This is a genomic window from Holdemania massiliensis AP2 (assembly GCF_000327285.1).
GTDB lineage: Bacteria > Bacillota_I > Bacilli_A > Erysipelotrichales > Erysipelotrichaceae > Holdemania > Holdemania massiliensis.
Window position 1 is genome coordinate 45,396 of sequence record NZ_HE998571.1, and the last position, 23,543, is coordinate 68,938.

At 47.7% G+C, this 23,543-nt stretch carries 21 protein-coding genes and 1 pseudogene; 7 read left to right on the forward strand and 15 right to left on the reverse strand.

Annotated elements, in window-relative coordinates:
* Positions 1-30 precede the first annotated feature (30 nt).
* The 3 genes from BN162_RS15875 to BN162_RS15885 all read right to left on the reverse strand — a co-directional run bounded on the left by BN162_RS15875 (position 31) and on the right by BN162_RS15885 (position 3,927).
* On the reverse strand, positions 31-1,686 hold the full coding sequence (locus BN162_RS15875) for an ABC transporter permease (protein WP_020226112.1): 1,656 nt from the start codon (positions 1,684-1,686) through the stop codon (positions 31-33).
* A 1-nt stretch (position 1,687) separates the two neighbouring features.
* On the reverse strand, positions 1,688-2,770 hold the full coding sequence (locus BN162_RS15880) for an ABC transporter ATP-binding protein (RefSeq protein WP_020226113.1): 1,083 nt from the start codon (positions 2,768-2,770) through the stop codon (positions 1,688-1,690).
* A gap of 95 nt (positions 2,771-2,865) precedes the next feature.
* Positions 2,866-3,927, reverse strand: coding sequence for an extracellular solute-binding protein (locus BN162_RS15885; RefSeq protein WP_020226114.1), 1,062 nt, complete (start codon positions 3,925-3,927; stop codon positions 2,866-2,868).
* Positions 3,928-4,224: 297 nt separating this feature from the next.
* On the opposite strand from BN162_RS15885, the gene BN162_RS15890 reads away from it, so the two are divergent.
* Positions 4,225-5,139 carry an AraC family transcriptional regulator gene (locus BN162_RS15890; protein WP_020226115.1) on the forward strand — a complete coding sequence of 305 codons (915 nt, stop codon included), beginning with the start codon at positions 4,225-4,227 and terminating at the stop codon, positions 5,137-5,139.
* 248 nt (positions 5,140-5,387) lie between these two features.
* Here the strand turns inward: BN162_RS15890 and BN162_RS15895 are convergent, their stop codons facing one another.
* From BN162_RS15895 to BN162_RS15940, 10 genes are all read right to left on the reverse strand, one after another.
* On the reverse strand, positions 5,388-6,629 hold the full coding sequence (locus BN162_RS15895) for a hypothetical protein (protein WP_020226116.1): 1,242 nt from the start codon (positions 6,627-6,629) through the stop codon (positions 5,388-5,390).
* Positions 6,616-7,473: an ATP-binding cassette domain-containing protein gene (locus tag BN162_RS15900; protein ID WP_020226117.1), complete on the reverse strand. Its 858-nt coding sequence runs from the start codon at positions 7,471-7,473 to the stop codon at positions 6,616-6,618. Before BN162_RS15900 ends, BN162_RS15895 begins: the two co-directional genes overlap by 14 nt.
* 3 nt (positions 7,474-7,476) lie before the next feature.
* Positions 7,477-7,869 carry a GntR family transcriptional regulator gene (locus tag BN162_RS15905; protein WP_020226118.1) on the reverse strand — a complete coding sequence of 131 codons (393 nt, stop codon included), beginning with the start codon at positions 7,867-7,869 and terminating at the stop codon, positions 7,477-7,479.
* Positions 7,870-7,969: 100 nt separating this feature from the next.
* Positions 7,970-8,788 carry a 3D domain-containing protein gene (locus tag BN162_RS18160; protein ID WP_020226119.1) on the reverse strand — a complete coding sequence of 273 codons (819 nt, stop codon included), beginning with the start codon at positions 8,786-8,788 and terminating at the stop codon, positions 7,970-7,972.
* Positions 8,789-8,833: 45 nt separating this feature from the next.
* Entirely contained in the window at positions 8,834-9,622 is a 789-nt protein-coding gene (locus BN162_RS15915; protein ID WP_020226120.1) for a TatD family hydrolase, read from the reverse strand.
* The gene (locus BN162_RS15920; RefSeq protein WP_020226121.1) at positions 9,607-10,029 is read right to left on the reverse strand and encodes an RDD family protein; all 423 of its coding nucleotides are present in this window, start codon (positions 10,027-10,029) and stop codon (positions 9,607-9,609) included. The genes BN162_RS15915 and BN162_RS15920 overlap by 16 nt, the downstream gene beginning before the upstream one ends.
* Positions 10,030-10,039: 10 nt before the next feature.
* Positions 10,040-11,383, reverse strand: a complete 1,344-nt coding sequence (gene mnmE, locus BN162_RS15925) for a tRNA uridine-5-carboxymethylaminomethyl(34) synthesis GTPase MnmE (protein ID WP_020226122.1) — start codon at positions 11,381-11,383, stop codon at positions 10,040-10,042.
* A 257-nt stretch (positions 11,384-11,640) separates the two neighbouring features.
* Entirely contained in the window at positions 11,641-13,290 is a 1,650-nt protein-coding gene (locus tag BN162_RS15930) for an FAD-dependent oxidoreductase (protein WP_020226123.1), read from the reverse strand.
* A 71-nt stretch (positions 13,291-13,361) separates the two neighbouring features.
* Positions 13,362-14,168: a MerR family transcriptional regulator gene (locus BN162_RS15935; protein ID WP_020226124.1), complete on the reverse strand. Its 807-nt coding sequence runs from the start codon at positions 14,166-14,168 to the stop codon at positions 13,362-13,364.
* A 95-nt stretch (positions 14,169-14,263) separates the two neighbouring features.
* A complete protein-coding gene (locus BN162_RS15940) occupies positions 14,264-14,878 on the reverse strand; it encodes a hypothetical protein (protein WP_020226125.1) in 615 nt (204 codons plus the stop codon).
* Between the two features lie 289 nt (positions 14,879-15,167).
* On the opposite strand from BN162_RS15940, the gene BN162_RS15945 reads away from it, so the two are divergent.
* The 4 genes from BN162_RS15945 to BN162_RS15960 all read left to right on the forward strand — a co-directional run bounded on the left by BN162_RS15945 (position 15,168) and on the right by BN162_RS15960 (position 18,413).
* Positions 15,168-16,592, forward strand: a complete 1,425-nt coding sequence (locus BN162_RS15945; protein ID WP_020226126.1) for a DEAD/DEAH box helicase — start codon at positions 15,168-15,170, stop codon at positions 16,590-16,592.
* A 184-nt stretch (positions 16,593-16,776) separates the two neighbouring features.
* A complete protein-coding gene (locus BN162_RS15950; RefSeq protein WP_020226127.1) occupies positions 16,777-17,781 on the forward strand; it encodes an Rpn family recombination-promoting nuclease/putative transposase in 1,005 nt (334 codons plus the stop codon).
* Positions 17,768-18,121, forward strand: coding sequence for a hypothetical protein (locus BN162_RS15955; RefSeq protein ID WP_020226128.1), 354 nt, complete (start codon positions 17,768-17,770; stop codon positions 18,119-18,121). Before BN162_RS15950 ends, BN162_RS15955 begins: the two co-directional genes overlap by 14 nt.
* Entirely contained in the window at positions 18,108-18,413 is a 306-nt protein-coding gene (locus tag BN162_RS15960; protein WP_020226129.1) for an RpnC/YadD family protein, read from the forward strand. The genes BN162_RS15955 and BN162_RS15960 overlap by 14 nt, the downstream gene beginning before the upstream one ends.
* A gap of 142 nt (positions 18,414-18,555) precedes the next feature.
* Here the strand turns inward: BN162_RS15960 and BN162_RS15965 are convergent.
* Positions 18,556-20,012: pseudogene (locus tag BN162_RS15965) on the reverse strand (sodium-dependent transporter).
* Between the two features lie 324 nt (positions 20,013-20,336).
* Here BN162_RS15965 and BN162_RS15970 point away from each other — a divergent pair.
* Positions 20,337-21,158: a histidinol-phosphatase gene (locus BN162_RS15970; RefSeq protein WP_020226132.1), complete on the forward strand. Its 822-nt coding sequence runs from the start codon at positions 20,337-20,339 to the stop codon at positions 21,156-21,158.
* 169 nt (positions 21,159-21,327) lie between these two features.
* Complete coding sequence (locus tag BN162_RS15975; RefSeq protein WP_020226133.1) at positions 21,328-22,206, forward strand: VIT1/CCC1 transporter family protein; 879 nt, start codon at positions 21,328-21,330, stop codon at positions 22,204-22,206.
* Positions 22,207-22,364: 158 nt separating this feature from the next.
* Here the strand turns inward: BN162_RS15975 and BN162_RS15980 are convergent, their stop codons facing one another.
* Complete coding sequence (locus BN162_RS15980) at positions 22,365-23,444, reverse strand: hypothetical protein (RefSeq protein WP_147612208.1); 1,080 nt, start codon at positions 23,442-23,444, stop codon at positions 22,365-22,367.
* Positions 23,445-23,543 lie beyond the last annotated feature (99 nt).

The following is a 23,543-nucleotide window of genomic DNA, read 5'->3' on the forward strand; positions in this document are numbered from 1 at the left end:
TCTTTTTCTATTTCTTATTATAACAGAACTTTATAATTCAATTTCACGCTTGCCTGTGATTTTGAAAAACAGCAGCAGCACGATAATCGTCGTCAGAATCAGGATGCTTGACAATGCTGAGGCGACGCCGTAGTTTCCATCCATGACCTGAAAATAGATCGCGATGGAAAGCGTCTGCGTTGATGTAACCCACAACATCACAGAAGCGCTCAGCTCGCTGATGATCGACAGCCAGCTCATGATCGCTCCGGATAAAATCCCGGAAGCCATCATCGGCAGCGTCACAGCGAAGAAGGTTTTCACAGGATTGGCTCCCAGACTCTGCGATGCCTCTTCGACGCCCAAGTCAATCTGCCGAAGAATGGCCGAGCTGCTTCGGATTGTATAAGGTAAACGCCGAATGACATAGGCCATGATTATGATCAACGCCGTTCCGCTGAGCAGCAGCGGTTTTTTATTAAACGCCAAGATCAGGGATATGCCCAGAACGGATCCCGGAATAATATAAGGAAACATCGAAATCACGTCCAGAACATTGGTAAGCTTGTTTTTCCTGCGGACGGAAGTGTAGGCAATGATCACGCCGATGATCACAACAAGCAGAATCGCCGCAAAGGAATAAAGATAGGTGTTAGTGATGGCCCGCCCCATCGTGCTGAATGCTTTTTTATAATTGTTCAATGAATAGCCCGGCAGATAAATCGTTCCCTTGGTATTGCGGAAGGAGTTGTGCAGCACAACTAAAGTCGGCAGCATCGCCAGGAAGACGCAGAGATAGACATAGAAGTGGCAAAGAATATTTTTAAACCCTTTTTCTGCCCGCGGTTCAATCGGATGCATGCCGGTCATTTCGATCTGCTTACGGTTGGAAACATACCGTTGGACTAAGAAAATCACGGTTGTAAACAGGACGACAATCACACTGATTGTGGCTGCCAGGCGCTTATCGGCCGACAGATCGCCGACAAACGAATCGTAGATCAGCGTTGGCAAGGTACGGTAGCCTTCTCCGATCAGCTTCGGTGTGCCAAAATCGGCCATGATCCGCATGAAGACCAAAAGACCGGAAGCCAGGATCGTCGGCAGCACCAACGGAATGACGATGTCTTTGATTTTCCGCCAGCCGACAGCGCCGAGGCTTTCTGCCGCTTCACTCAGCGAGCTGTCCATACTTTTTAATGCTCCGGAAACATACAGATACACTAACGGAATCAATTTAATTGTAAAGACAAGCAGGATTCCCGCGAATCCGTAAATTCCCTGATAGGTAATATGAAATACCTGATTGATTATTTTGGTCAGAACGCCCTGCCGTCCCAGCAGAGTGATCCAGGAATAAGCGCCGATAAACGGCGGAGACACGACAGAGATGATCAGCAGGATATCCAGCGTGCTCTTAAATTTAATTTTCACGGTTCGTGTTACATAGGCCAAAGCGGTTCCGGCAACACAGGTAAATACCGTAGCCAGCACCGTTACCTTCAGGCTGTTGATGATTGTATTGGTGTAATATTTCTTGGAAAAGAATTTAATAAAATAACTGAAATCAAAGGTGTTGGTCGCTGCATCGTAGACACTGCTGATGAGAATACGGGTAATCGGATAGATAAAGAAGACGGCAAAGTAAAGGAAACACAGCAGCGACACCAGCGTCCAGCCGTCCAGCTTCCAACGTTTGCGGCTCATCTTATTTTTCCTCCATCAGCGACAGCTCGGTTTGAGCGTCAAAGGCATTGGCCCGGGTATGATCAAAAGCCAGGTGCACGACCTCGCCATTTTGGGCAAACCGGCGTTTGATGTCATGCGAAACTTCAACTGTCTGGCCGTTCTCCAAATTTACAGTATATCGGATTTCCGCTCCCAGATAGATTGTTTCCACGATCATTCCGACAATACCTTGATCGGCAAAATCAATTTCATTAGGCCGGATGACGACCTTCACCGGTGTTCCAACTGGAACGCTGCTCTGCAGCCGCGGCATGACCTGCAGACTGCCGTCAAAGAACTTTAACGCTTTCTTTCCCTCGCATTCGACCACCTCAGCATCAAACAAATTGCTTTGGCCGATAAATGTCGCCACAAACAGGTTTCGCGGATGAGAATAGATCGTCATCGGTTTGCCGATCTGCTGAATCACGCCATGATTCATGACCGCGATCCGATCAGACATGGACAGCGCCTCTTCCTGATCATGGGTTACGTAAAGCGTCGTGATCTTAAACTGGTTCTGAATGCGCTTGATTGCCAGCCGCATTTCTACCCGCAGCTTGGCATCCAGATTGGACAGCGGTTCATCCATCAACAGGACATCCGGCTGAATGACAATCGCCCGGGCCAGAGCGATCCGCTGCTGCTGCCCGCCGGACATGTTGGCCGGCATTCGATCCTTTAGTTCCTGAATCTGCATAACGTTCAGAATTTCATCCACGCGCCGGCTGAATTCCGGTTCTTTAACCTGCCGCTGTTTAAGGCCATAGCCGACATTCTTACCCGCAGACATGTGCGGAAAAACCGCATAGTTTTGAAACACCATTCCAATGTTGCGTTTATAAGGCTGCAGATCATTAATCCGTTTCTCGTTAAAATAAAACTCTCCGCCTTCAATGCTGTTAAAGCCGGCGATCATTCTGAGCAAGGTTGTCTTACCGCAGCCGCTGGATCCCAGCAGAGTAAAGAATTCCCCTTCTTCAATGTGCAGCGACAAATCCGGAATGATGGTTTTATCTCCAAATCGCTTCACCGCATGCTGAATATCAATGGATACGCTCATCGTAGCCCCTCCTGTTCACTTATTTTGCATGTTTATGATTGCTGATGAGAAGAACAAAGGGATATGTTTGTCTATCCCTTTGTTGGATGATTGGATTATTCAAAGATTTCCAAATACATATCCTCGTACAGATCCAGAATCTTCTCTTTGTTCTCGGCCTGCCATTCCGTCGTCCGCGGAATGACATTCAGATCTTTGATGCCCAGCTTATAATCGGCAACCTTGGCGCCCGGCAGAATCGGATTCGCACCTAGGCAGTCCATTCCATAAACCGACTGGCCTTCCGGTGAAGCAAACCAGTCGATGAATTTCTTTGCCCCTTCCGGATTCGGAGCATTTTTAATCAGACTGACGCTACTGGTTCCCGGAATGACGCCTTCATCCATATAAACGACCTTCAAGTTGTCAATCCCTTCAGCCATATAGGCCTGCGCCGGTGTGTCCCAGGTCATGCCTACCGCATATTCGCCAGACAGAACGCCTTCATAAGTAACACTGGAGCTGTCGACAATCTTGCCGTCCAGATTTTCATAGAATGCCCGAACGAAATCCCAGGCTTCTTTCGAAGCTGCTTTTTCATCATTGGTCGTCCCGGTTCCCATGGCTAAAAGCATGTTTTCCAGGTGATTATAAGCGCTTGAACTGCTGGCCGCATTTCCCATTGCGATCTTGCCTTTTAATTCCGGGTTTAACAGATCGGCGTAGCCGTGAATTTCAAAATCTACAAGGTTGGTATTGTAAATGATAACCGGAGCGTTGTATCCAATTTGAGTGGTAAAGCCGGAGGTATTGCGGAAGGTTTCATCATATTGATCATCGTAGGCAGAAGTATAGGCTTCAAAATAGGATGTATCCAACAAGACGGTGCTGGTTGGAATCCAGGCGACATCGGCTTTCGGATTCTCGGCTTCGGCCTGAATGCGGGAATAGACTTCGCCGGAAGAACCGCGAATCACTTCAACCTTGATGCCAGTCGCTTCTTCGAAAGCTGGAATCATGACGTCCAGATTATCCTGGGCAGTCGGCGTATAAATTGTGATGGTTCCTGAATCGGCATGGTCGTCCGGCGCGTTGGTTTCCGGTGTTTTTTCTGTTGGTGAACCGCAACCCGCTAAGACTAAAAGCATACCCAGCAGAAGTGTAGTTATTTTCTTCATTTCATTCCCTCCTCGGTTTTCTGATTTTATTGTATGTAAAATGTAAGCGCTTTACTATGCGAAAAATCAGCTATTTTATCCTAAAATACCGACATTTTACTGAACTTTCTTTGTTTTTGACAGTACTCCTCTACGATCAAATGCATCCTTTTGTCTTTTGTCCCATTCGCAGGCTTGTCCTTCTTACAGAAAAAGGTCTTCTTTGCTTGACCGTTTTCACATTTAAAAAGGACATTCCGGGAAAAGCCGCAGGTCCTTTCCTTTGATATAATGGAAACAGTTTAGGAGGACTCAATCATGCACGCATGGGAAGCAATACAAACCGCTGTTGATGAAATTGAAGCACATCTGTTTGAAGAAATGAAGACACAGGACCTGGCCGATCAGGTATCTTTATCCTCGTTTTATTTTCAAAAATTATTTAAACGCTTAGTTGGCAAATCACCGCAGGAATATATTCAGCTTCGCCGACTGGCAAAAGCCGCCGAAGCTCTGAAGCAGCAAGACTGCAGAATCGTGGATCTGGCGCTGGAGTATGGATTTTCCAGCCACGCCCATTTCACCCGGGCTTTCAAGGAGGCGTATGGACTGACACCTTCTGCTTACCGACAAAATCAACCTCGGCTGAATACGTTGATCAAACCCGAGATTGCTTTAGCTTATCAGCATCTCGATGAAGATGTTCCTTTGCTTCTGGATGATTTTCTGATGGAAATCAAACGGAAGACCTTCAACTCCGCAAAAACCTTTATTGGCGTTGAAGCCGAGGTATCCATCGCTGGGCAGATACCGATGGGTGAGAGTACCGGAATAGATATGCCGGGAGAGCTTTGGACTTCTTTCCATCACGAAAAAGCAAAATTGTCAGATTATATCAGCCCTGATTATGAACTAGGAATGTCTTATCAGGCCGATCCGCAGAAAGAAACCTTCACTTATTTCGCAGGTGCACCGCTGATTACCGCGTGTCCGAAACTTTCCGATTTTACAACAGTCACTTTGCCGAAAGGAGAGTATATCGTGTGTAAGCTCGAAGCCGAAACCTTTGAAATGCTGGTAACTGATATCCTGGATAAAGCTGGAAAATATTTGTTTGGTACCTGGTTACCTGCACATCAGCTCCACGTCGATCCCTTCTCCGCTGAAAAATATAGTTTAATCAAAGACCATGGATATCAGATGGAAATTTGGATAAAAATTCAGGGTGAATAAATCCTGTTCAGAACAAAAAAGAACAGACGCGAATAAGCATCATGTAATCGACTGCTTTATCTCGCTGTTCCTTTTTTATTTATGCTGCAGAAATACACATATTACTAAAATTAAAGAGGGACTTTATGGGTTTTGACTTTCAAAGTGATGCTTGCATCACTTTCTTGTAGAATTTTCTCATTATTCCGTATATTGAGTAAAAAGCTTCCGCAATAATCCTCGGAAACTTTTCACTCTCTGTTCTTAGTTTAAAATCCGCCTTGGCGAGCCTGCTTCCGCAGCCAGCGTGCAATGAGAACGAAGCTCACCAGCAGCAGACAGCTCCAGAATAACCCTGTTCGCAAAAGTGGAATTTTGCCGGCAGAGGCTCCGGCTGAACAAACACACACAATCAAGCAGCCTGTAAAATAGGATGCGGATCTTGTATTTTGCCGATATCCTGAACCCCAGGTCAGACTGTAAGCCACAAAACAGATCGTAGCACAGATTGAAATCAAAACCGAACTCAATGTGAGCGGCAGCCCGGCACTGCTGGTTGGCAGGATCCGATGAATTCCCAGGGAAATAAGATTGACTCCCCATAAACCTGCCAGCGTTAAGCTTTGGACGAGCAGTTGGCAGCCTAGGCGTGCAAGACGTGAAATGGGAATCAGATTGACAGCATACATCCCGCTTTGAAATTTCTTTGTCAGCTGCCAGCTGACTACGAAGTCTGTGATAAAAAAGATCAGATACACATAGCTGCCCGACAGGAGCACCAGACTGCAAAAGGTTGCCGCAAGCATTACGCCACGGCCTAACTGCGTCATTGAAGTACGATTATCCTGCAGCTCGATTTCCGCCAGATCCAGCACCCCACGGATGGATTCCGGAAACCAAAAGAACGTATTCTCCGATTCAGTATCCGCTTTCTGTTTGGAAATCAATTCCAATCGGGTTAATCCAAAGTACGCCGCAATAATCATCAAAGCAAGCAGAACTTCTGTCCAAAGCAGATTTTGATCAGCGATTTCCTGAGCAGCCATGATCGCCATCCCTACCAAAGCCAGAAACAAGACTCCAGTTCTCCACGTATTGAGAACTTGCTTTTCTTTTTCCCACCGCAAAACGATGAAGCTGTACAAAAGCCAGTAAAGCACACCCGTTACTAAAACAATTCCCAGCATTTCAGGCTTGCGGATCGTGATCAGCAAGCCGCACCCGCTGAAGATCCCAATCCAGTTAAAAGCAACATTCAGGATTAAGATCTTTTTCCGATCCCGCCGGGTCATCGGCAAACTTTCCAGCATCAAGCCGAAATTGCCTTCCGTATCCTTGCGCCAGTCCAGCATGCTGCGGGTCTGGACGATTGTGTAAAGTAACAGCGCTGTCATTCCAAACGTGACGAAGGGCAGCGATAAAATCAGTGCGATCAAGACAATGCCCAAAAGTCCGCGATTGCAGCTAAGCCAATACCCCCAAGCCCTGCGCAGGATTTCAGAAGTCTTCATAAGTCAAATCCTGAGCTAACATGATTTCTTCCAGAGTTAAGGGGGTAAATTCCACCGGAAGATGCCGCAGCTGACTCGCACGGGTACACACGCCTTCCCAGCCCGTCTCCGTCGCTTTCGGCTTGAGTACGAATTCCTTCATGGCTTTGGGCATTTTTCCTTCACACTGGAAATGCTGAATATTTTCCATTAATGTTTCTTTTGATGAAGAAAACTTCACCCGGCCATTTTCCAAGCAGGTAACATAATCCGCAATCTTATCTAAATCCGCGGTATTGTGAGTCGAAAACAACAAGGAATGATCCTCCTGCTGCATAAACTCATACAGCAAATTCAGCACTTCCCTTCGGGATACCGGATCAAGATTAGCCGTCGGTTCATCCAGGATCATCAGCTTCGGATGATGGGCAAGGGCGAAAATGATCGAAAGCTTCGCTTTCATTCCCGCTGAAAATTCCCCAAACGGTTTGCTTAACGGCAGCTTAAATTGTTTGATGAAGGATCGAAACAAAGATTCATCAAACTGGTCATAGAACGGACCGATCCGGCGTATCAATTTCATCGCATGATAAGCGTTAGGAAAAATGAAGCGGTCGCTAACCAGACCGATCTGATTTTTGATCAGACGCTCCTGCCTATCCATCCGCATTCCCAACAGCTCACAATGTTCTGCGTGAGCGGGCGTACTATCCAGCAAAGCGTCAATCAAAGTCGTTTTGCCTGCCCCGTTGCGGCCGATTAATCCCATTACATAACCGCTGGGCAAGTAAAACTGATCCACAGCCAATTCAAAATTTGGATAATGTACCTGCAGGTTTTCAGCTTTGATCGCATATTCACTCATTGATTATTCCTCTTTTCCAGAATTCACCGCAAGACAGGCCTGATCAAATAATTCCCGGATCTGCTCAACCGTCATTCCCAACTTTAAGCCTTGTTCCAAAGTCGTCTGAAACTGCTGCTTCAGCTGAATTCCGGCCTGCTGGTAGAGATCGGACAGATCCATCGGACAGACAAAACACCCCTTGCCCTGACGGGTTTCAATCAATCCTGCCTGTTCCAGGTCGTCATACGCCCGTTTGACCGTGATGATTGCCACCTGCAGCTGTTTCGCCAGCTGCCGGATCGAAGGCAACTGTTCCTGAGGGTGCAGCTGTCCCTGACAGATTGCCGATCGAATCGCGTTTTCGATCTGCAGATAATTCGGATCATGGGAACTGGGATCCAGAAGTATGCGCATAACTCTTCCTCCACTGTTATTATATGATAGGCACAGTTAAAGCGCAAGTCCAAAAAAAAGACATCCTGAATCAGAATGCCCTCTTTCTCTTCTTTAATTTTTAATTAAACCGACAGCCGTTGGCCCGTTTGCGGCCGAAGTCCACAATCGAAACCTTGACGTTGGAGCGCTTGCCGTTACGCACGCTGGGATAAGCTTCCGAACCGGTAAACAGATCAATTGTGGATCCTTGTACAGCGCCGCCGCGGTCGGCGACCACCGCTAGAAATGGTTCGCCTGGGGTTAATCCCTGACCATTGAACTTATGGTCGCTGATCTCAACCAGGGTGCAGAGCGGGAGCGTGGATGACGCTGCGATCAAATAATAACCGTCATAAGTAATTCCATCTTTCCAGGTACCGTCAGACTGACGAACTCCGGAGGTGCTGATCGCAATGCCGGCCGGCGTTCCCCCGCCGCATCCGACGCAATCTGCGCCATAGGAAGTAACCCGGCTGGAATAGAAATAAGCTTCTTCCTTGACCGCTGAGCCATAGCTCATGACGATCGGCTGGGCTTCAATCACTTCTGTCGAATAAGGAACCAGGACACGGGACAACAGATTGCCCTCCTGGTCGTAGGTCATTTCATACGTATCATTCTGAACCTTCGGACTTCCGTCATCCGTCTTGGAGATCATCCAGGAAACACCGTCGGCCGGGATTTCCTCCGGATGGACAAAGATCGTTTCCTGCGCTTCCAGGAAGGTGGTGATCGTTTCCTGCGCAGTTCTATACGGAAGCGGTTCTTCGCTTGCGGCTCGCGAATAACTAAAGGTCTGCAGGATCAGTGGTGTCTTGACTTCTTCCGGGATCATGATCAATGCGGTCATGCCCAGACCTAAGCATACTAAAATTCCAAAAAGCACTGCTTTTTTCATTTTATTTTCCTCCTTTCACCAGAGATCGTAGACGCTTCTCTATTTTCAGAGTTCGTCTTGCGGATGGAATAAGGCTTGATAGTTATCCCAAAGCTGCTGCTTCAGCGCTTCCTCATCAATCCCGCGCAGCTCCAGAATCGTTTGAGCTGTCAGCGGCAGATACATCGGCTCGTTCCGTTTTCCCCGATATGGAACGGGCGTCAGATAGGGACAGTCGGTTTCAATCTGAAGATGATTCAGATCCACGTCAGCCGCCACCTCTTTTGGAGTCTTGGCGTTTTTGAAGGTTACCGGGCCGCCCAAGCCGATCGTATAGCCCAGCTTGACAAACTCCCGGGCCATCTCCCGGCTGGAACTGAAGCAGTGGATAATCCCGCGCCGGGCCGCCGGATGATCGCGAAGGATGGCATAGGTTTCAGCAATCGCATCGCGGCTGTGCACCAAAATCGGCTTATTGACTCGGTTTGCCAGCTCAATCTGGCGGATAAACGCCGCTTGTTGTTCGGGGTGGTTATCCTTATCCCAATAGTAGTCCAGGCCGATTTCACCAATGGCCGTGACATTCTCATTATAGACCAGAGTTTCTAGTTTATGCCAGTCTTCTTCCGTAAAATCCCGCAGATCACTGGGATGAAAGCCCACCGCGACGTCAAAACGGGCATCTTCCGCTTTCATTTTCAAGGCAGCTTCGGCTTCTTCAAGCCGGCAGCACACGATCATCATCCGCGCCACACCGGCTTCCAGCGCCCGCTGGCGGACCCCTTGAGCCTCTTCAATCAGATCAGCACAGGTCAGATGACAGTGCGAATCAATCCAGCCTAGAGCTTTTCCCATACTGAAGTGCCGGCCATCCGATCATGCAATGAACTGTGCTGATCCGAATAGGCCAGAATCGCAGAGAACACGCCCAGAATCCAGATCTGCAGCGAGAAGGCTTTCATCACGCCGCGGATCAGACAGTCGCCGAAGGTCATGGCCCCGCGTTCCTTCTCGACTTCCAGCTTCATGATCAGCTTGCCTACCGTCCCGCCGGCGAAGTAAATCATCGCCGCCTCATACAAAGCATAGACAATCATGAACAAAAACGATGTCGAAAACAGGAAGCGGAAATAATGCAGAAACGGCAGCCAGCTTAAAATCCAGCGAATCAGCGAAAACGCCATTTCAATAATTCCGACCGGAATTCCGATCAAAAGGCTGTCGATCACTAAAGCAATAAAACGGTTTACAAATAATTTCATGGGATTTCCCTCACTTTCCTAAACAAAACTTGGAGAACAGCGCATCCAGCAGGTCTTCCCGACTGGCTTCGCCGATGATTTCTTTTAATGCCATGTAGGCTGCCTGCAGGTCAATCGTCACCAGATCCAGTTCCGCTCCCTCTTCCAGGGCACTGACGGCCTGAGCCATGGAATGACGGGCCTGCCGAGCTAAAGCGATCTGCCGCTCATTGGCTAACGACGGCAGTTCCAGCATCGCATGATGGTGCTCGTAACGCTGATTGATCTCACCGATCAGCGGTTCAATTTGATTCTGCGCGGCACAGATGGAAATTGTTCCGGAACGATCCTCACACTGCGGCGCCAGATCTTTTTTATTGACGACGACAATGCGGTTGCGGCCCTCGGTCAGATCGAGCAGACGGCGATCTTCATCATCCTGCGGCCGGCTGGCATCGAGCACGATCAAAATCAGTTCCGCTTCTTCCAGCGCTTTCATTGACCGCTCAATGCCGATCTGTTCCACACGGTCATCCGTTTTGTGAATACCGGCAGTGTCAATCAGATGCAGCGTCACATTGCGCAGATGGATTTCACCTTCCACCAGATCCCGGGTCGTTCCGGCAATCTCGGTGACGATCGCTTTGTCTTCCTCCAAAAGGGCGTTGAGCAGACTCGACTTGCCGACATTCGGCTTGCCAAGAATGACGGTTTTTACGCCTTTTTTCATAATTCGTCCGCTTTCGGCGCGCTGCAGAATTTCATCCATCTGCCCCAGCCACCGGCGGGCCTGCGGCAGAACGCTTTCCCAGGTCAGCTGCTGGGCATCTTCATATTCAGGATAATCGATATTCACTTCAATATTAGCAATGATGTTGAGCAGGGCTTCATTCAGCGGTTCAATCAGACGGCGGATGCTGCCGCGAATGCCCTGAATCGCCATCTGTGCCTGCTGGGAAGAGTCCGCGTCGATCATATCCATCACCGCTTCCGCTTGGGTCAAATCGATGCGGCCGTTGAGGAAAGCCCGGCGGGTAAACTCCCCGGGATCGGCCAGCCGAGCGCCTTCGGCCAGCACCAGCGCCAGAATCCTTCGGGTGATGTAGCGGCCGCCATGGCAGCTGATTTCCACGACATCCTCGCACGTAAAGGTTTTCGGCGCGCGGAAAACCGTCAGCAGCACCTCATCCACCGCTTCCCGGCTGATCGGATCCAGGATATACCCATACCGAACGGTATGCGTCGGCTGGTCCACTACGCTGCGGCTGAACAGCTTTTCTGCAAGGATCAGACTTTCCGGACCGCTTATCCGAATGATCGAAATCGCCCCGTCCTGCAAAGCGGTAGAGACCGCCGCTATCGTATCGTTCAGCACACTCTCACCTCCGAAATGTTCATGGTACAGTTTACCATATTTTTTTGATTTGCCTAGTGAAATCCTTCAATCTCCCTTTAAAACAAGGGATTTTTCCAATCTTTTGGAAAACATTTCTATCCTTTTAAGCATTTTTTAAGAATCATTGTTAATTCAATAGTTTTGTTTTCATCCTTTCTCTGCCTTTTTGTTAGATGAGAAAAGAAAGCAAAAACTGGAACCCTTCGATTCCAGTTCTGCCTGAGATGGGATTGAATCTATTTTTTCAGCAGTTCGCTGACGGCTTCTCCGACAAACTTTCCGGTGTTGACGGAATAGCCCATCGTGTTGCCTGGAAGCAAAAACATATAGCTGTCGCCATAGACTGTGCAGGAATCCGTTCCGGCGGAATACAGACCCGCGATGACCTGATCGTTCTGATCCAGCACTTCCAGGTTTGAATTAACCTTGATTCCACCCAGGGTTCCATAACTCGATGGATAATACTGAGCGGCATAGAACGGCGCCGTGGTGATCGGTTTGAGATAAGCCGCACTCTTTCCCAGTGGATCATAGCCTTGAGCACACAGCTGATTGTAGCTTTCCACCGTGGCTGTCAGACCTGCGGCGTCAATGCCCATCTTCGCAGCCAGCTCGTCTAACGAATCAGCTTTGATGATCGCGATATATCCGGATTCTTCCATCGTTTTGAAATTCGCGTCAAACTGAGTGAAATCATCGGTATTCCAAACACGGCTGGTGAAATCGACATGGTTAGCTTCGACATAGCTCTGCTTAATTGCCTCATCGAGAATCATGAAACCTGTATTGCCGGTCTGATTGCATAAGGAATTGCCGGTATACGTCGTATTCTGAACCTGTTCTTCGTTAAAGAACCGCTGTCCCTGCTGGTTCACCATCAAATTGGGCTGCTGCATAATCAGCTTGATGTCATTGGTATATGAACCGGAAGAATTCGGCCGGAAAATATCGAAAATCATCTCCTCGATCATCGCTGATTCCTTCACGCCGGCATCCCAAGCCATTTGAATGCCGTCGCCTTCATGGCCCGGAAACCGCATCCCGAAGAAATCTTCATTCAGGCTGAGATGGAACTGTTCTTTTACCCACTCCGGATTGTTGCCAAAGCCGCCAGTGGCGATCAAGGCCGCATGGCATTGGAAATGGTAGCCCTGCGTTTGATCTGCATTGTAAGCACAAACGCCCTTGACTTGTCCCGCTTCGGTTTCTAAGCGGCAGGCGGAAGTTTCCATGTAGAATTCAACGCCCAGCTCCCGGGCCCGAGCTTCCAGATGATCGGTCATCGTTTTGGCTTGTCCGCCGCCGATCACGCCTTCCTCAGATTTAACGATATGCCAGGTTGGATAGGATTTTTCAAAGTAGCGCGCGGCTTCCTCAAATTCAACGCCCATGCCTTCAATCCATTCCAGTGTCTCTTTGGATTCTTCAAAGTAGCGCCGCATCAGCACGCAGTCAGTGCGGTAATGCGTATACTCAGTGAACATGTTATACATTTCATCCAGATTGAGCACATCCCCCTGCGCTTTCTGCAGCTCGGTGCCGATCGCTAAGATCCCCATGCCGAATTTTGCGCAGCCGCCGGTTGCCCCGGTTTTCTCAATCACCGCGACAGAAACGCCGTTCTCCGCGGCTCTGACCGCGGCGCACAAGCCCGCAGGCCCGGCTCCAACAACGACGAAGTCGACCGTTTTTTCCGTGATCGCACTGGCATCCAGCGCCGCATAAGGCGCATCCAGAGAGGATGTCTGAGAGGCATCATCCGGCTGCGTTAGAGGGGTTGTCTGCGCTGAAGGCTGATCCGTACTGCAGCCGCTCAACAACCCCAGAGCACTTACCCCGGCCGCCGCCAGGGAGCTTTTTAAAAAGGCTCTTCTTGATAGTTCCATAGAAATATTCCTCCTCATTTCTGAGGTTATTGTAGGGTATACAGGTACTGTACAGGCAAGTGATTATTTTATCAATCCTGCACCGGAACATAACATTTATGGTATTCGATGGTTTTTCCTTCCACGGTATGAACAAGAATCAGGCTGGTGCTGACAAAGGAGTGCACGGTTTTCCCTGTTTCTTCCACTTCTTTGCGCAAGGCCAGCGCCTGTTCGATCAGCTGATCCGGCATCCTTTCCCATTCACAACGGACACAGCGTACGGCTGCCAAAGAGCGGGGCAAGCGACGCATCCTTGGATGTGATCCTAAGCCCATCCTCTCAGCATAGACTTCCGGAATGCCCAAGCTGGAAACAAAATGCAGACCGGTTTCATCCTCGATCAGATCGCCATGCACACTTGTCAAAGGCATTGCGGCGATCCACGATTTTAATAACCGCAGATCTGCTTCACTCATTGAGTTAAAAGCTTCGGCGCAGAGACTTACATAATCGGGACAGGCCTCATAGCGCAGAAGAGGATTTTGGCATTCCAAAAGCAATCTGCGATAGTTCTGCAAACTTTTTCGCTGCTGCATTAAGCGTTCAATTTGATCATCCAGTTCTGCTTCCCGCTTACAGATTTGTTCCTGAATTTCCGGCAAGGTTAAATGCGCTTCCTTGATGAAGGTATGCAAAGTTTCATCTAAAGAAAAAGACATCGACGCATAGCGTTTCAGATAAAACAGCTGAAAAATATCATCAATACTGTACCAGCGGAAGCCATGTTCATCCCGCCGCGGATGGATCAGACCTTTTTCTTCATAAAAACGGATCGCTCCGCGCGTATTATCAAATAAATCAGAGACTTCCTTGATCGTAAACCAACCGTCCTTCATCGCGATCACCCCGCTTTTATTGTATCATGGTCACAGCCTAAAAAATGAACGGGAATATCGCATTTGATTTTCCTTGTTCCCACTTCCCGCTCTGATTAAAAATGTCCCCAGTGAACAAGCGCAAATTCAGCAAACCAAAAGCCATTGATCCAATCCAGGAAACAGATCCCGACGTTTACAAGCGTATCCGGATACAGACAGGTAAGCAGAAACAAGGTGAAGAACGCCAGCTTGACTGCCATCAATCCCCAACGGATCTCCTTGCTTTTCCACAAATAAAAGCCAGTCAAAACGATCTGGAAAATCACGGAGAAGAGGATCAGGATGGGCATCAGTCCTCGAACTAAATCGCCAATCGGAAGCAGCGATAGGAAAAACTGCGGCACAAAACTGCCGATCATTAGAAATATCCAGCTCAGGGTTTCCAGTTCCATCAAACGCAGCAGAAGCATCAAGACAATGAGACCTATGACAAAGCGGAAAAGGCGCACGGGTTCATCACAAAGAAGGCGCAGATAAACACCGATGATCATCATCCCCAGTGTGATTGCGATCAAAGAAGCACTGCCTGGAATAATCCAAGATCCATTGAAAAGCTCATGGGTAAAATTTTTCCAGCCTCCCATTTGCCAATAGCCTAACGCGATTGCCATATCGATAAGCAGCCAGCTGCCAAGCCGGTACAGCTCATTTTCCCATCGTGTGTTCATGCTTCCATCTCCTCTTTAATCGCTTTGCTTCGTCTCTCCATCCTTTTTATAATGGTGATACAGGATTTCAACAGCCGCGTTCCGTGAAATTTAAAGTCTTATTGAACTTCATTCTTCAGTTTCTGTTTGTTTTCTTATTGTACCATAGAGAAGATTGAAGAATTTTTACGATCCAATGACAATCTCGCTTTGGATATAATCCTTGTGTTTTTCTGCTTCTGCTGGTATGCTGAGACCCGGATGCTTTTATTTATCCTTATATAATAGAAACCCAACAGGAGGTTTTATCATGAAATTCAACTCAGCTTTTGATTTGCTGGAAGAGGATCTGCGCCAAGCCATAGAAGCGCTGCATTACACCCAGCCCACGCCTGTTCAGCAACATGTGATCCCCGCCTTTCTGGAAGGAAAGGATTGCCTGGTTCAGGCCCAGACTGGATCCGGAAAAACCGCGGCTTTTGCCCTGCCCGTTTGCCAGCTTTGTCATTTTGAGGAGCGTCAGCCGCAGGCTTTGATCCTTGCGCCAACCCGCGAATTAGCAGATCAGATCACCCAGGAAATTCAAAATTTCAGTTTGTTTCGCAGATTGACCTGTGTCCGCCTGGTTGGCCGTCAGCCGATGAAAAGTCAGAAGTTTCAGCTGAAACAGCGTGTTCAGATTATCTGCGGCACACCTGGCCGAATCTGGGATCATATTGAGCAGGGAACTCTGGATCTTTCCGCTTTAAGGATGATCGTTCTGGATGAAGCTGATCAGATGTTCTCGCTGGGATTGACGGAAACGGTTCATCAGATTCTGAAACAGCTGCCTTCCCCCATTCAGACCTGTCTGTTTTCGGCGACGCTGAGTCCCGAAATTCTGCAGCTGGCGGAAATCACGGTTCATGATCCGCTGATGATTCAGATCGACTCGCCCCGCCAAACCAACCAGAATGTTCATCTGACCTCCCTGACGGTTCAGGAATCAGAAAAAATGACAGGCCTGCTGAACCTGTTATCCCGATTTCAAGCTCCCTCGGCCATTGTCTTCTGCGAACGTCAAAGCAGTGCGCAGGAAGTGGCCGATCAGCTTAAAAAACGCGGATTGTGCGCCGAAGCGATGCACGGTGGGATGGAACAGGACCAGCGGTTTGCCGTACTCAGACAATTCCGTCAGGGTCAGCTGCGAATCTTATGCGCAACCGATGTCGCTGCCCGGGGCTTGGATATTGATGGCCTGTCGCTGATCATCCACTGGGATCTGCCGCTGAGTTTAGAATCGTTTATCCATCGCTGCGGGCGCTGCGGACGGATTGATCAGCCTGGTACTTCCGCAGTCCTTCTGACCTCGGGACAACAGACACGTTACTCGGCCTTTTTGCAGACCATGGCGGTGAACAGTGAAACTTTGGAAATAGATTTGTTTGACGATCATTCCGGCTTAGCTCATTGGAAAACGAAAACGCAGGCTCAGCCGGAAAAAGCGGCGGCATTGAAACAGAACAAGACGACCCTTCTCATCCGCGCCGGCCGTCAGCACAAACTGCGGCCTGGCGATATCGTCGGTGCATTTTGCAGCCTGGGCTTTTCCGCGGAACAGATTGGTACAATTGAAGTCCAGGAACGGGTTACTTTTGTCACCTTAATTCAGGCTGATTCCGAAGCTCTTATAAATAAGGGAGAAATCATGATCAAGGGAAAAGCCCGCCGAATGGAACTGGCTCATCAACAATAACGCAGAGCACGTGAAAATGACAGAGTAGAAAGCGATCGGGAAACTCCTGAATTTTGCTTTCTTTTTTTCTGCTTGTGAAAGGATTCGTTGGAAATGTGATAAAAAGATGAAAAATAGACTTATTTCAGAGTTTTTGCGGGGCTTTTTTGATTTTTCCGCAATAGGTAAGAGGAGGAGGGATTTTATGCCGGTAATCCAAGAAGAGATCCAACATCCGCCCAAGCTTCGTTGTACCAACGATTTTGTCTTTAAAACGCTGTTAACCTATTTTCCTGCTTTAGGTCAGAAATTTCTCAAAAACATCTCGGAGGAATTGATGAAAACTCATTTTGAAGCGCTGTCCCTCAGTCCCACCGAAAAACTTTCACCCTCATCCAGCGGGAAAGATGTACGTTTGGATATCAGTGTACAGACTATCCCTATGCGATTAATCAATTACGAAATGCAGGGCTATGCCAGCGAAATGAACATCTGTAACCGTTCCGCATATTACGCGGCGATGTTGCTGACACAGCCCGCAAACAAAGGGGCGGCCTATTCCGAATTAGTTCCCGTCAGCCAAGTCTTCTTTCTTGATTTTCCCTTTCCGCCAAAGGCTGATCAGCCTGACAAGGCGATCCATGTTTACCAACTTCAGGAAAAGGATGAACATGACGTCTTGACAAATTTGATAACCATTTATATCATTGAGTTAAAGAAAATAATTCAGATGAATCACAGTTATCAGGAGTTAGACGGATTTGAAAAGTGGTGCTGGTTCTTTGAAAAGTATGACGAAGAAATCAGCGATCCAATTGTTGCGGAAATCATACAGCGTAACGACATATTTAAGGAGGTAGTCGAAGTGATGAAAGTTATTAGTTCCGATCCCGCCATCCGCAATGCGGCCTTTGCCCATGAACGTGATTTACGAGATAAAGCTCAGATCAAATATGATGGGATTCAAGAAGGGATTCAAGAAGGGATCCAGCTTAATCAGCTTCAAAATGCTCAGGCCATGCTCAAAGATCACGTTCCTGATGAGCTTATTTTGAAGTATATCGGTATACGATCAGACCAGCTAAACAGCCTGAAAGCTCAGATTGCATCTTCCTTAATCCAGGAAAGTGAAGCTTCTTACGATATCTCAAGTCCAGACAGTCCTGCAGTGAATACAACAGAAGGAACAGAACCCGATGAGAGTCAATAGTTTCACGCTGGCTGCCCAAAATGCGGCCTTTGCCCATGAACGCGACTTACGAGATAAAGCTCAGATCAAATATGATGGGATTCAGGAAGGAATTCAAGTTGGTATAAAAGAAGGGATCCAGCTTAATCAGCTTCAAAATGCTCAGGCCATGCTCAAAGATCACGTTCCTGATGAGCTTATTTTGAAGTATATCGGTATACGATCAGACCAGCTAAACAGTCTGAAAGCTCAGATTGCATCTTCCTTAATCCAGGAAAGTGAAGCTTCTTACGATATCCCAAGTCCAGACAGTTCTGCAGCGGCTACAATAAAAGGAACAGAAACAGATGAGATTCAATAAGTTCACGCTGGCTGCCCAAAATGCGGCCTTTGCCCATGAACGTGATTTGCGAGATAAAGCCCAGATCAAATATGATGGGATTCAAGAGGGGATTCATGAAGGAATTCAAGTTGGTATAAAAGAAGGGATCCAGCTTAATCAGCTTCAAAATGCTCAGGCCATGCTTAAAGATCACGTTCCTGATGAGCTTATTTTGAAGTATATCGGTATACGATCAGACCAGCTAAACAGCCTGAAAGCTCAGATTGCATCTTCCCTAATCCAGGAAAGTATAAATACATGCAACTTCTGATCTATATTTCGAAAGATCAAATTTTTTAAATTGATTATTGATTGGCTTAGAATCCCTTTTTGTGGAAAAACCTGTTCATTAAAAAAAACTCATTCTCTTTAAAAGCTTTTCAGCCCTTTAGACAGAATGAGGTTTTTCTTTTTTATCGTGAACGACGCTGACTCAGCCAAGCACTGAGCGGAAACATCATGACACAGACCACAATGATCAGCGGCAGCCAGAACTGTGCAAAACCCGTAAACTTGGCATAATATCCTTGGAAGAAAATAAACACGACAATGCACGGCAGACCCCAGCGCAGATATCCGCGAATTTTGGCCGGGAACCGCAGGCCTTTTCCGGCGTTGGCTTCCTCAATAAAATGATCCCAGCCCCAGCCGCATTGACGGGTACAAAACATCAGATAAATTAAGGATCCTAACGGCAGAATGTTGCTGGATACAATGAAGTCTTCTAAATCCTGGATGGTGCTGCCTGCCCCCAAGGGCTGAACAGCGCTCCAAAGGTTAAAGCCCAACGCGCATGGCAGAGATAAAACCAGAAGCAGAAGGATATTCATAAGTACAGACTTCTTTCGTGACATGCCGAAATCCATCGCAAACGCCACAATGTTTTCAAAGACCGCAATGATTGTCGTCAGCGCGGCAAACGACAGAAAGATAAAGAACAAGGTACCCCAGATCTGACCTCCAGGCATGGAATTGAAAATATTCGGCAGCGTGATGAAGACTAAACCCGGACCGGAATCGACCGGAATGTTGTAAGCAGCGGCGGCTGGAAAAATAATTAAACCGGAAAGCAGCGCCACTAGGGTATCCAGGGCCATGATATTCAGGCTTTCACCAAAAAGACTGCGTTCTTTCCCAATGTAACTGCCGAAGATCGCCAATGATCCCATGCCGATGGATAAAGTAAAAAACGCCTGACTCATTGCCGCAAAGATAACGTTGCTGATCCCGGCTTCCAGAATTCGGTTAAAGTCAGGAATCAAATAGAATTTGAGACCTTCCATCGCATTCGGCAGCGTCAGTGAACGCACACACAGCACAAGCATAATCAGAAACAGACAAGACATCATCACTTTGGATACCCGTTCCACGCCATTTTTTAAACCTAACCGGCAGACCAGAAATCCCAAGAGCACAGCCAGCACCATATAGCCAACCTGCTGAGCAGGGGATTTCAGCATTCCATCAAAAACACCGCTGACCTCAGCCGCACTCAAACCCGTTAATCCGCCTGAACTCATTTTAAAAACATAGTTCATCATCCAGCCGCCGACTACCGTGTAAAACATCATCAAAATGTAATTGCCGCTGACGGCCATGCCCTTAAACCAATGCCAGTACGTCCCTTTAGGCTGCAATACATCAAACGACTGAGATGCGGATTTGCGCGAAGCCCGGCCCACGGAAAACTCCATGACCATAATCGGCAGCCCCAGCAAGATTAAAAAAACAAATAAATAAGAACGAAGGCTCCTCCGCCATACTGACCGGTAATGAACGGAAAACGCCAGACGTTGCCCAGACCGACCGCACAGCCGGCCGATATTAAAATAAATCCCAGACGGGAAGATAAATTTTCTCTTTCTTTCATTTTTACAAAATCCCCTTTTTCCCAGCTATTGTATCATAGAAAAATAGCTCTGTCTTTAACCAAAATAAGCCGAAAAGACCAAGTTCAGCTTTGTTTATCCTGACCTCTTTTCCTTTCCAGCGATATTCCTTTTTCCCATTTCCCCTTTCTTCAGCCCCTTCTTGCCTGGATACTGCTGCATTTCATCATGTCCAGCATCCTGAGGATTCCGTTTCCCCTCCTAAAACAAAGAAACGAAACAACGGAAATTCTCTGTTGTTTTTTAAGTGAATGTCTATTACACTGAAATTAACCGATGCCGTATTGGTAAAAGGAGAAAATCTCATGCAGAAATTTAATCTACACACTCACACCTTCCGCTGCGGTCATGCCAGCGGAACGGATGATCAGATGGTGCTCAGCGCCATAGAAGCGGGCTTTGAGCTACTTGGTTTCAGTGATCACATGCCCTATCCTCAGCTGCATCTGCCAACCTGCCGAATGTTCTGGGATCAGCGTCAGGAATACACGGACGCCATGCAGGCGCTAAAAATAAAATATCAGGATTTAATCCAGCTGCGCTTTGGCTATGAAGCGGAATATCTGGATGATCAGCAGGCCTTGCTCGAACAGCTGCACGGTGAAGTTGACTATTTGATTCTCGGCCAGCATTTCAAAGCCATTGAAACAAATCCCGTTTATGAGCTTGTCTATGATTACGATGCCTACAACAATGATGAAGATGTCTTGTTTTATGCAGCCCAAATTGAAAAAGCGGCGGCAACTGGATGGTTCGCAATGATCGCGCATCCTGACTATTTCATGTTGGGCCGCCGCACCTTTACGCCGGCCTGTGCAGAAGCCGCCCGACGGATCTGCGCCGTCAGCATCAAAAGGCAGATTCCTTTGGAAATCAATTTAAACGGTGTCCATTACGGTAAACACAATTATCAAATCCGCTCCGTTTCACCCTCGCAGCAGATAAGCAGTTATGCCTATCCGTTCCGTCCGTTCTGGGAAATTGCGGCTCAGATGCAATGCCCGGTATGCTACGGATGGGATGCCCATGCCCCGCTGGTGCTGCAGGATTTCAGCCGTCTGGAAATCGCGAAACAGATTCTGGAGGACTTGCCGCTGAATTTCATCGATCAGGCTCCCATTCAGTAAAGTCCAATCTTTCCGCTGCAGCCTACAAGCAGATTGACGCTGGTCTGCCTGCAGACATTTTGTTTTTATCCGATTTTATCTCCCAGATCCTCATTTCTTCACCGATCCATTTTGAATTCTTGAATTAAATAGTGTAATATGAAAGATAGAAATAGGGGGTAAAAAACAGATGAATGAATGCTCTGGCGCTGCATTGAAAACCCTGATTCGGATGCAGCAGAACGAAATTGACGAATATCATATTTATCAGAAAATCGCAGAAGCTGTTAAATCGGAAAAGGACCGCGACATTCTGCTTCAAATTGCACAGGAAGAAGCTTCGCATGGGAAACTGTGGGGCAAATATACCGGTCTGCAGCCAAAACCCAACAAGGGCAAAGTTTTCTGGTATAGTCTGCTTGCCAAAATCTTTGGTTATACCTTTGCCTTAAAGCTGATGGAAAATGGTGAGGATAAAGCCGATAAGGCATACACCCGCTTAATTCAGGAAATTCCTGAGGCTGAAAAAATCGCTGAGGATGAGGAACGTCATGAACAGGCTTTGCTGGTGATGCTCGATGAAGAGCGCCTGCAGTTTGTCGGTTCAATGGTTTTGGGCATGAATGACGCGTTAGTCGAACTGACCGGAACCTTGGCGGGTCTGACCTTCGCTTTGCAGGATAATCGTCTGGTGGCTTTGTCCGGTTTAATCACAGGGGTTTCCGCAACCTTGTCGATGACGGCTTCGGCCTATCTTTCCGCAAAAAGTGATAATGATCCGCAGGCCGTGAAATCGTGTCTGTATACCGGCGTGATGTATCTGATCACGGTGGCTTTGATGAGCCTGCCTTATTTATTGCTTCCGGCGGAAGCCTACATTCCAGCATTGATCGCCTTGCTGATCACCGTGACGTTGATCATTCTCGTGTTCAATTATTATATTTCAGTTGCCAAGAACTACAATTTCAAACAGCGCTTCCTGGAGATGTTTACGATCTCCGGATCCGTTGCTGTCATTTCTTTCCTGGTCGGACTGGTCATTAAAGCCTGGCTAGGGATCGATATCTAAACCGCTGCTTTCAGATTTCAGGTTTTCTTTCACCAACGCGATTCTTGAAAGAACCTAAAAGTAAAGAGAAGCCCTTTGAACCGTAATCAGTTCATGCAGACTTCTCTTTTTCTTGTTATTCCGTATGTGTTCCTTTTTAAGCTTTTCTTAACTTCCACTTATTTCCCGATCTGATTTTCATAAAATTCAACCAGCTGGGTTCTCATTTGCGCTACGACATCTTTGGCCCAGGCATAATCTTTTTTCTTTTCCTTACTGCCGACCGCAGCGGCAAAACGTTCTGCCAAATCCTGTCCTTCATAGAAGGAAGGGGCAAGATCCACGACTTTGCGCTCCGGCGTTTCTTCCAGAACAGCCTCGCTTGGCAGCTTGGAAATTAAGATCGTCTGATCCTGAAGATTAAAATAGCTTTCGGGTTTCAGCGTCGCCTTGTTGTACTGCTGAACCAGGAAGACCGGCAGCGATACCGTCTCTTTTCCTTTTTTGTTGAAGCTCAGTGAAACGACATAGCCGTCGCCGTTTAATGTCAGTCCGTCCACAGTCTGAAACGTGCGTTCAATCCCTGACGGGAAGGATGTTTGCTTCAAGTAAGCCACGGTGACCTTGAGGTTTTCAATCTGCTTGCTTTTGGCATCGAGATCGGTGAATAAATCCGCTGACGGTACGCGATAGTCCTGCAGCACTTCCCCGACCGCTGCCATTTCATCATAGACCCACCGTGACATCTGATCGGCAATCGTCCGCTGATCTTCACCTTCCGTTCGTCCGATCAGGTTGTTCATATTGACCAAAGATACGATGCCGTTGGTCCAGATTTGATGTTCTTTCAGCTGTTCCGCATTCCAGCTGCCCTGGCTTGTGGTCAGCGAATAAGACTTCATCGCTTCCTCTGTGAACAACTGGAAGATTGACAAACCCGGATTGATTTTGGTTCCGGCCAAGATGACCGTTCCTTTCAGTCCAGCTTTTTTGGCTTCTTCGCAGGCCTCCATTGTGCAGCCCTCCAGGGTTTCTTCACTGATCGATAACCGAACGATTTCAGACGCGATGCGAATCGGCGCGGTTTGGGTGATCTGCAGCTTGGCTGACGCTAAGTCCGTTCCGGACAGTTCATTGTTGATCACTTGCTGCTGGGGTGCCGGAAGCATGCCGTCATCTGTCGGCTGCGGCTTCTCCTTGTTCTGACAACCGCTGATCAACAAGATCAGAACCAAAGCTGCTGCAATTGTTTTTTTCATTTCCTGCACCTCGTTTCTCTCTTTATTATAAAGGATATTATTAAGGAATGTCTTAAATTTTGCTTACGACTTCCAAAATATTGACTGGTTAATTCTGGT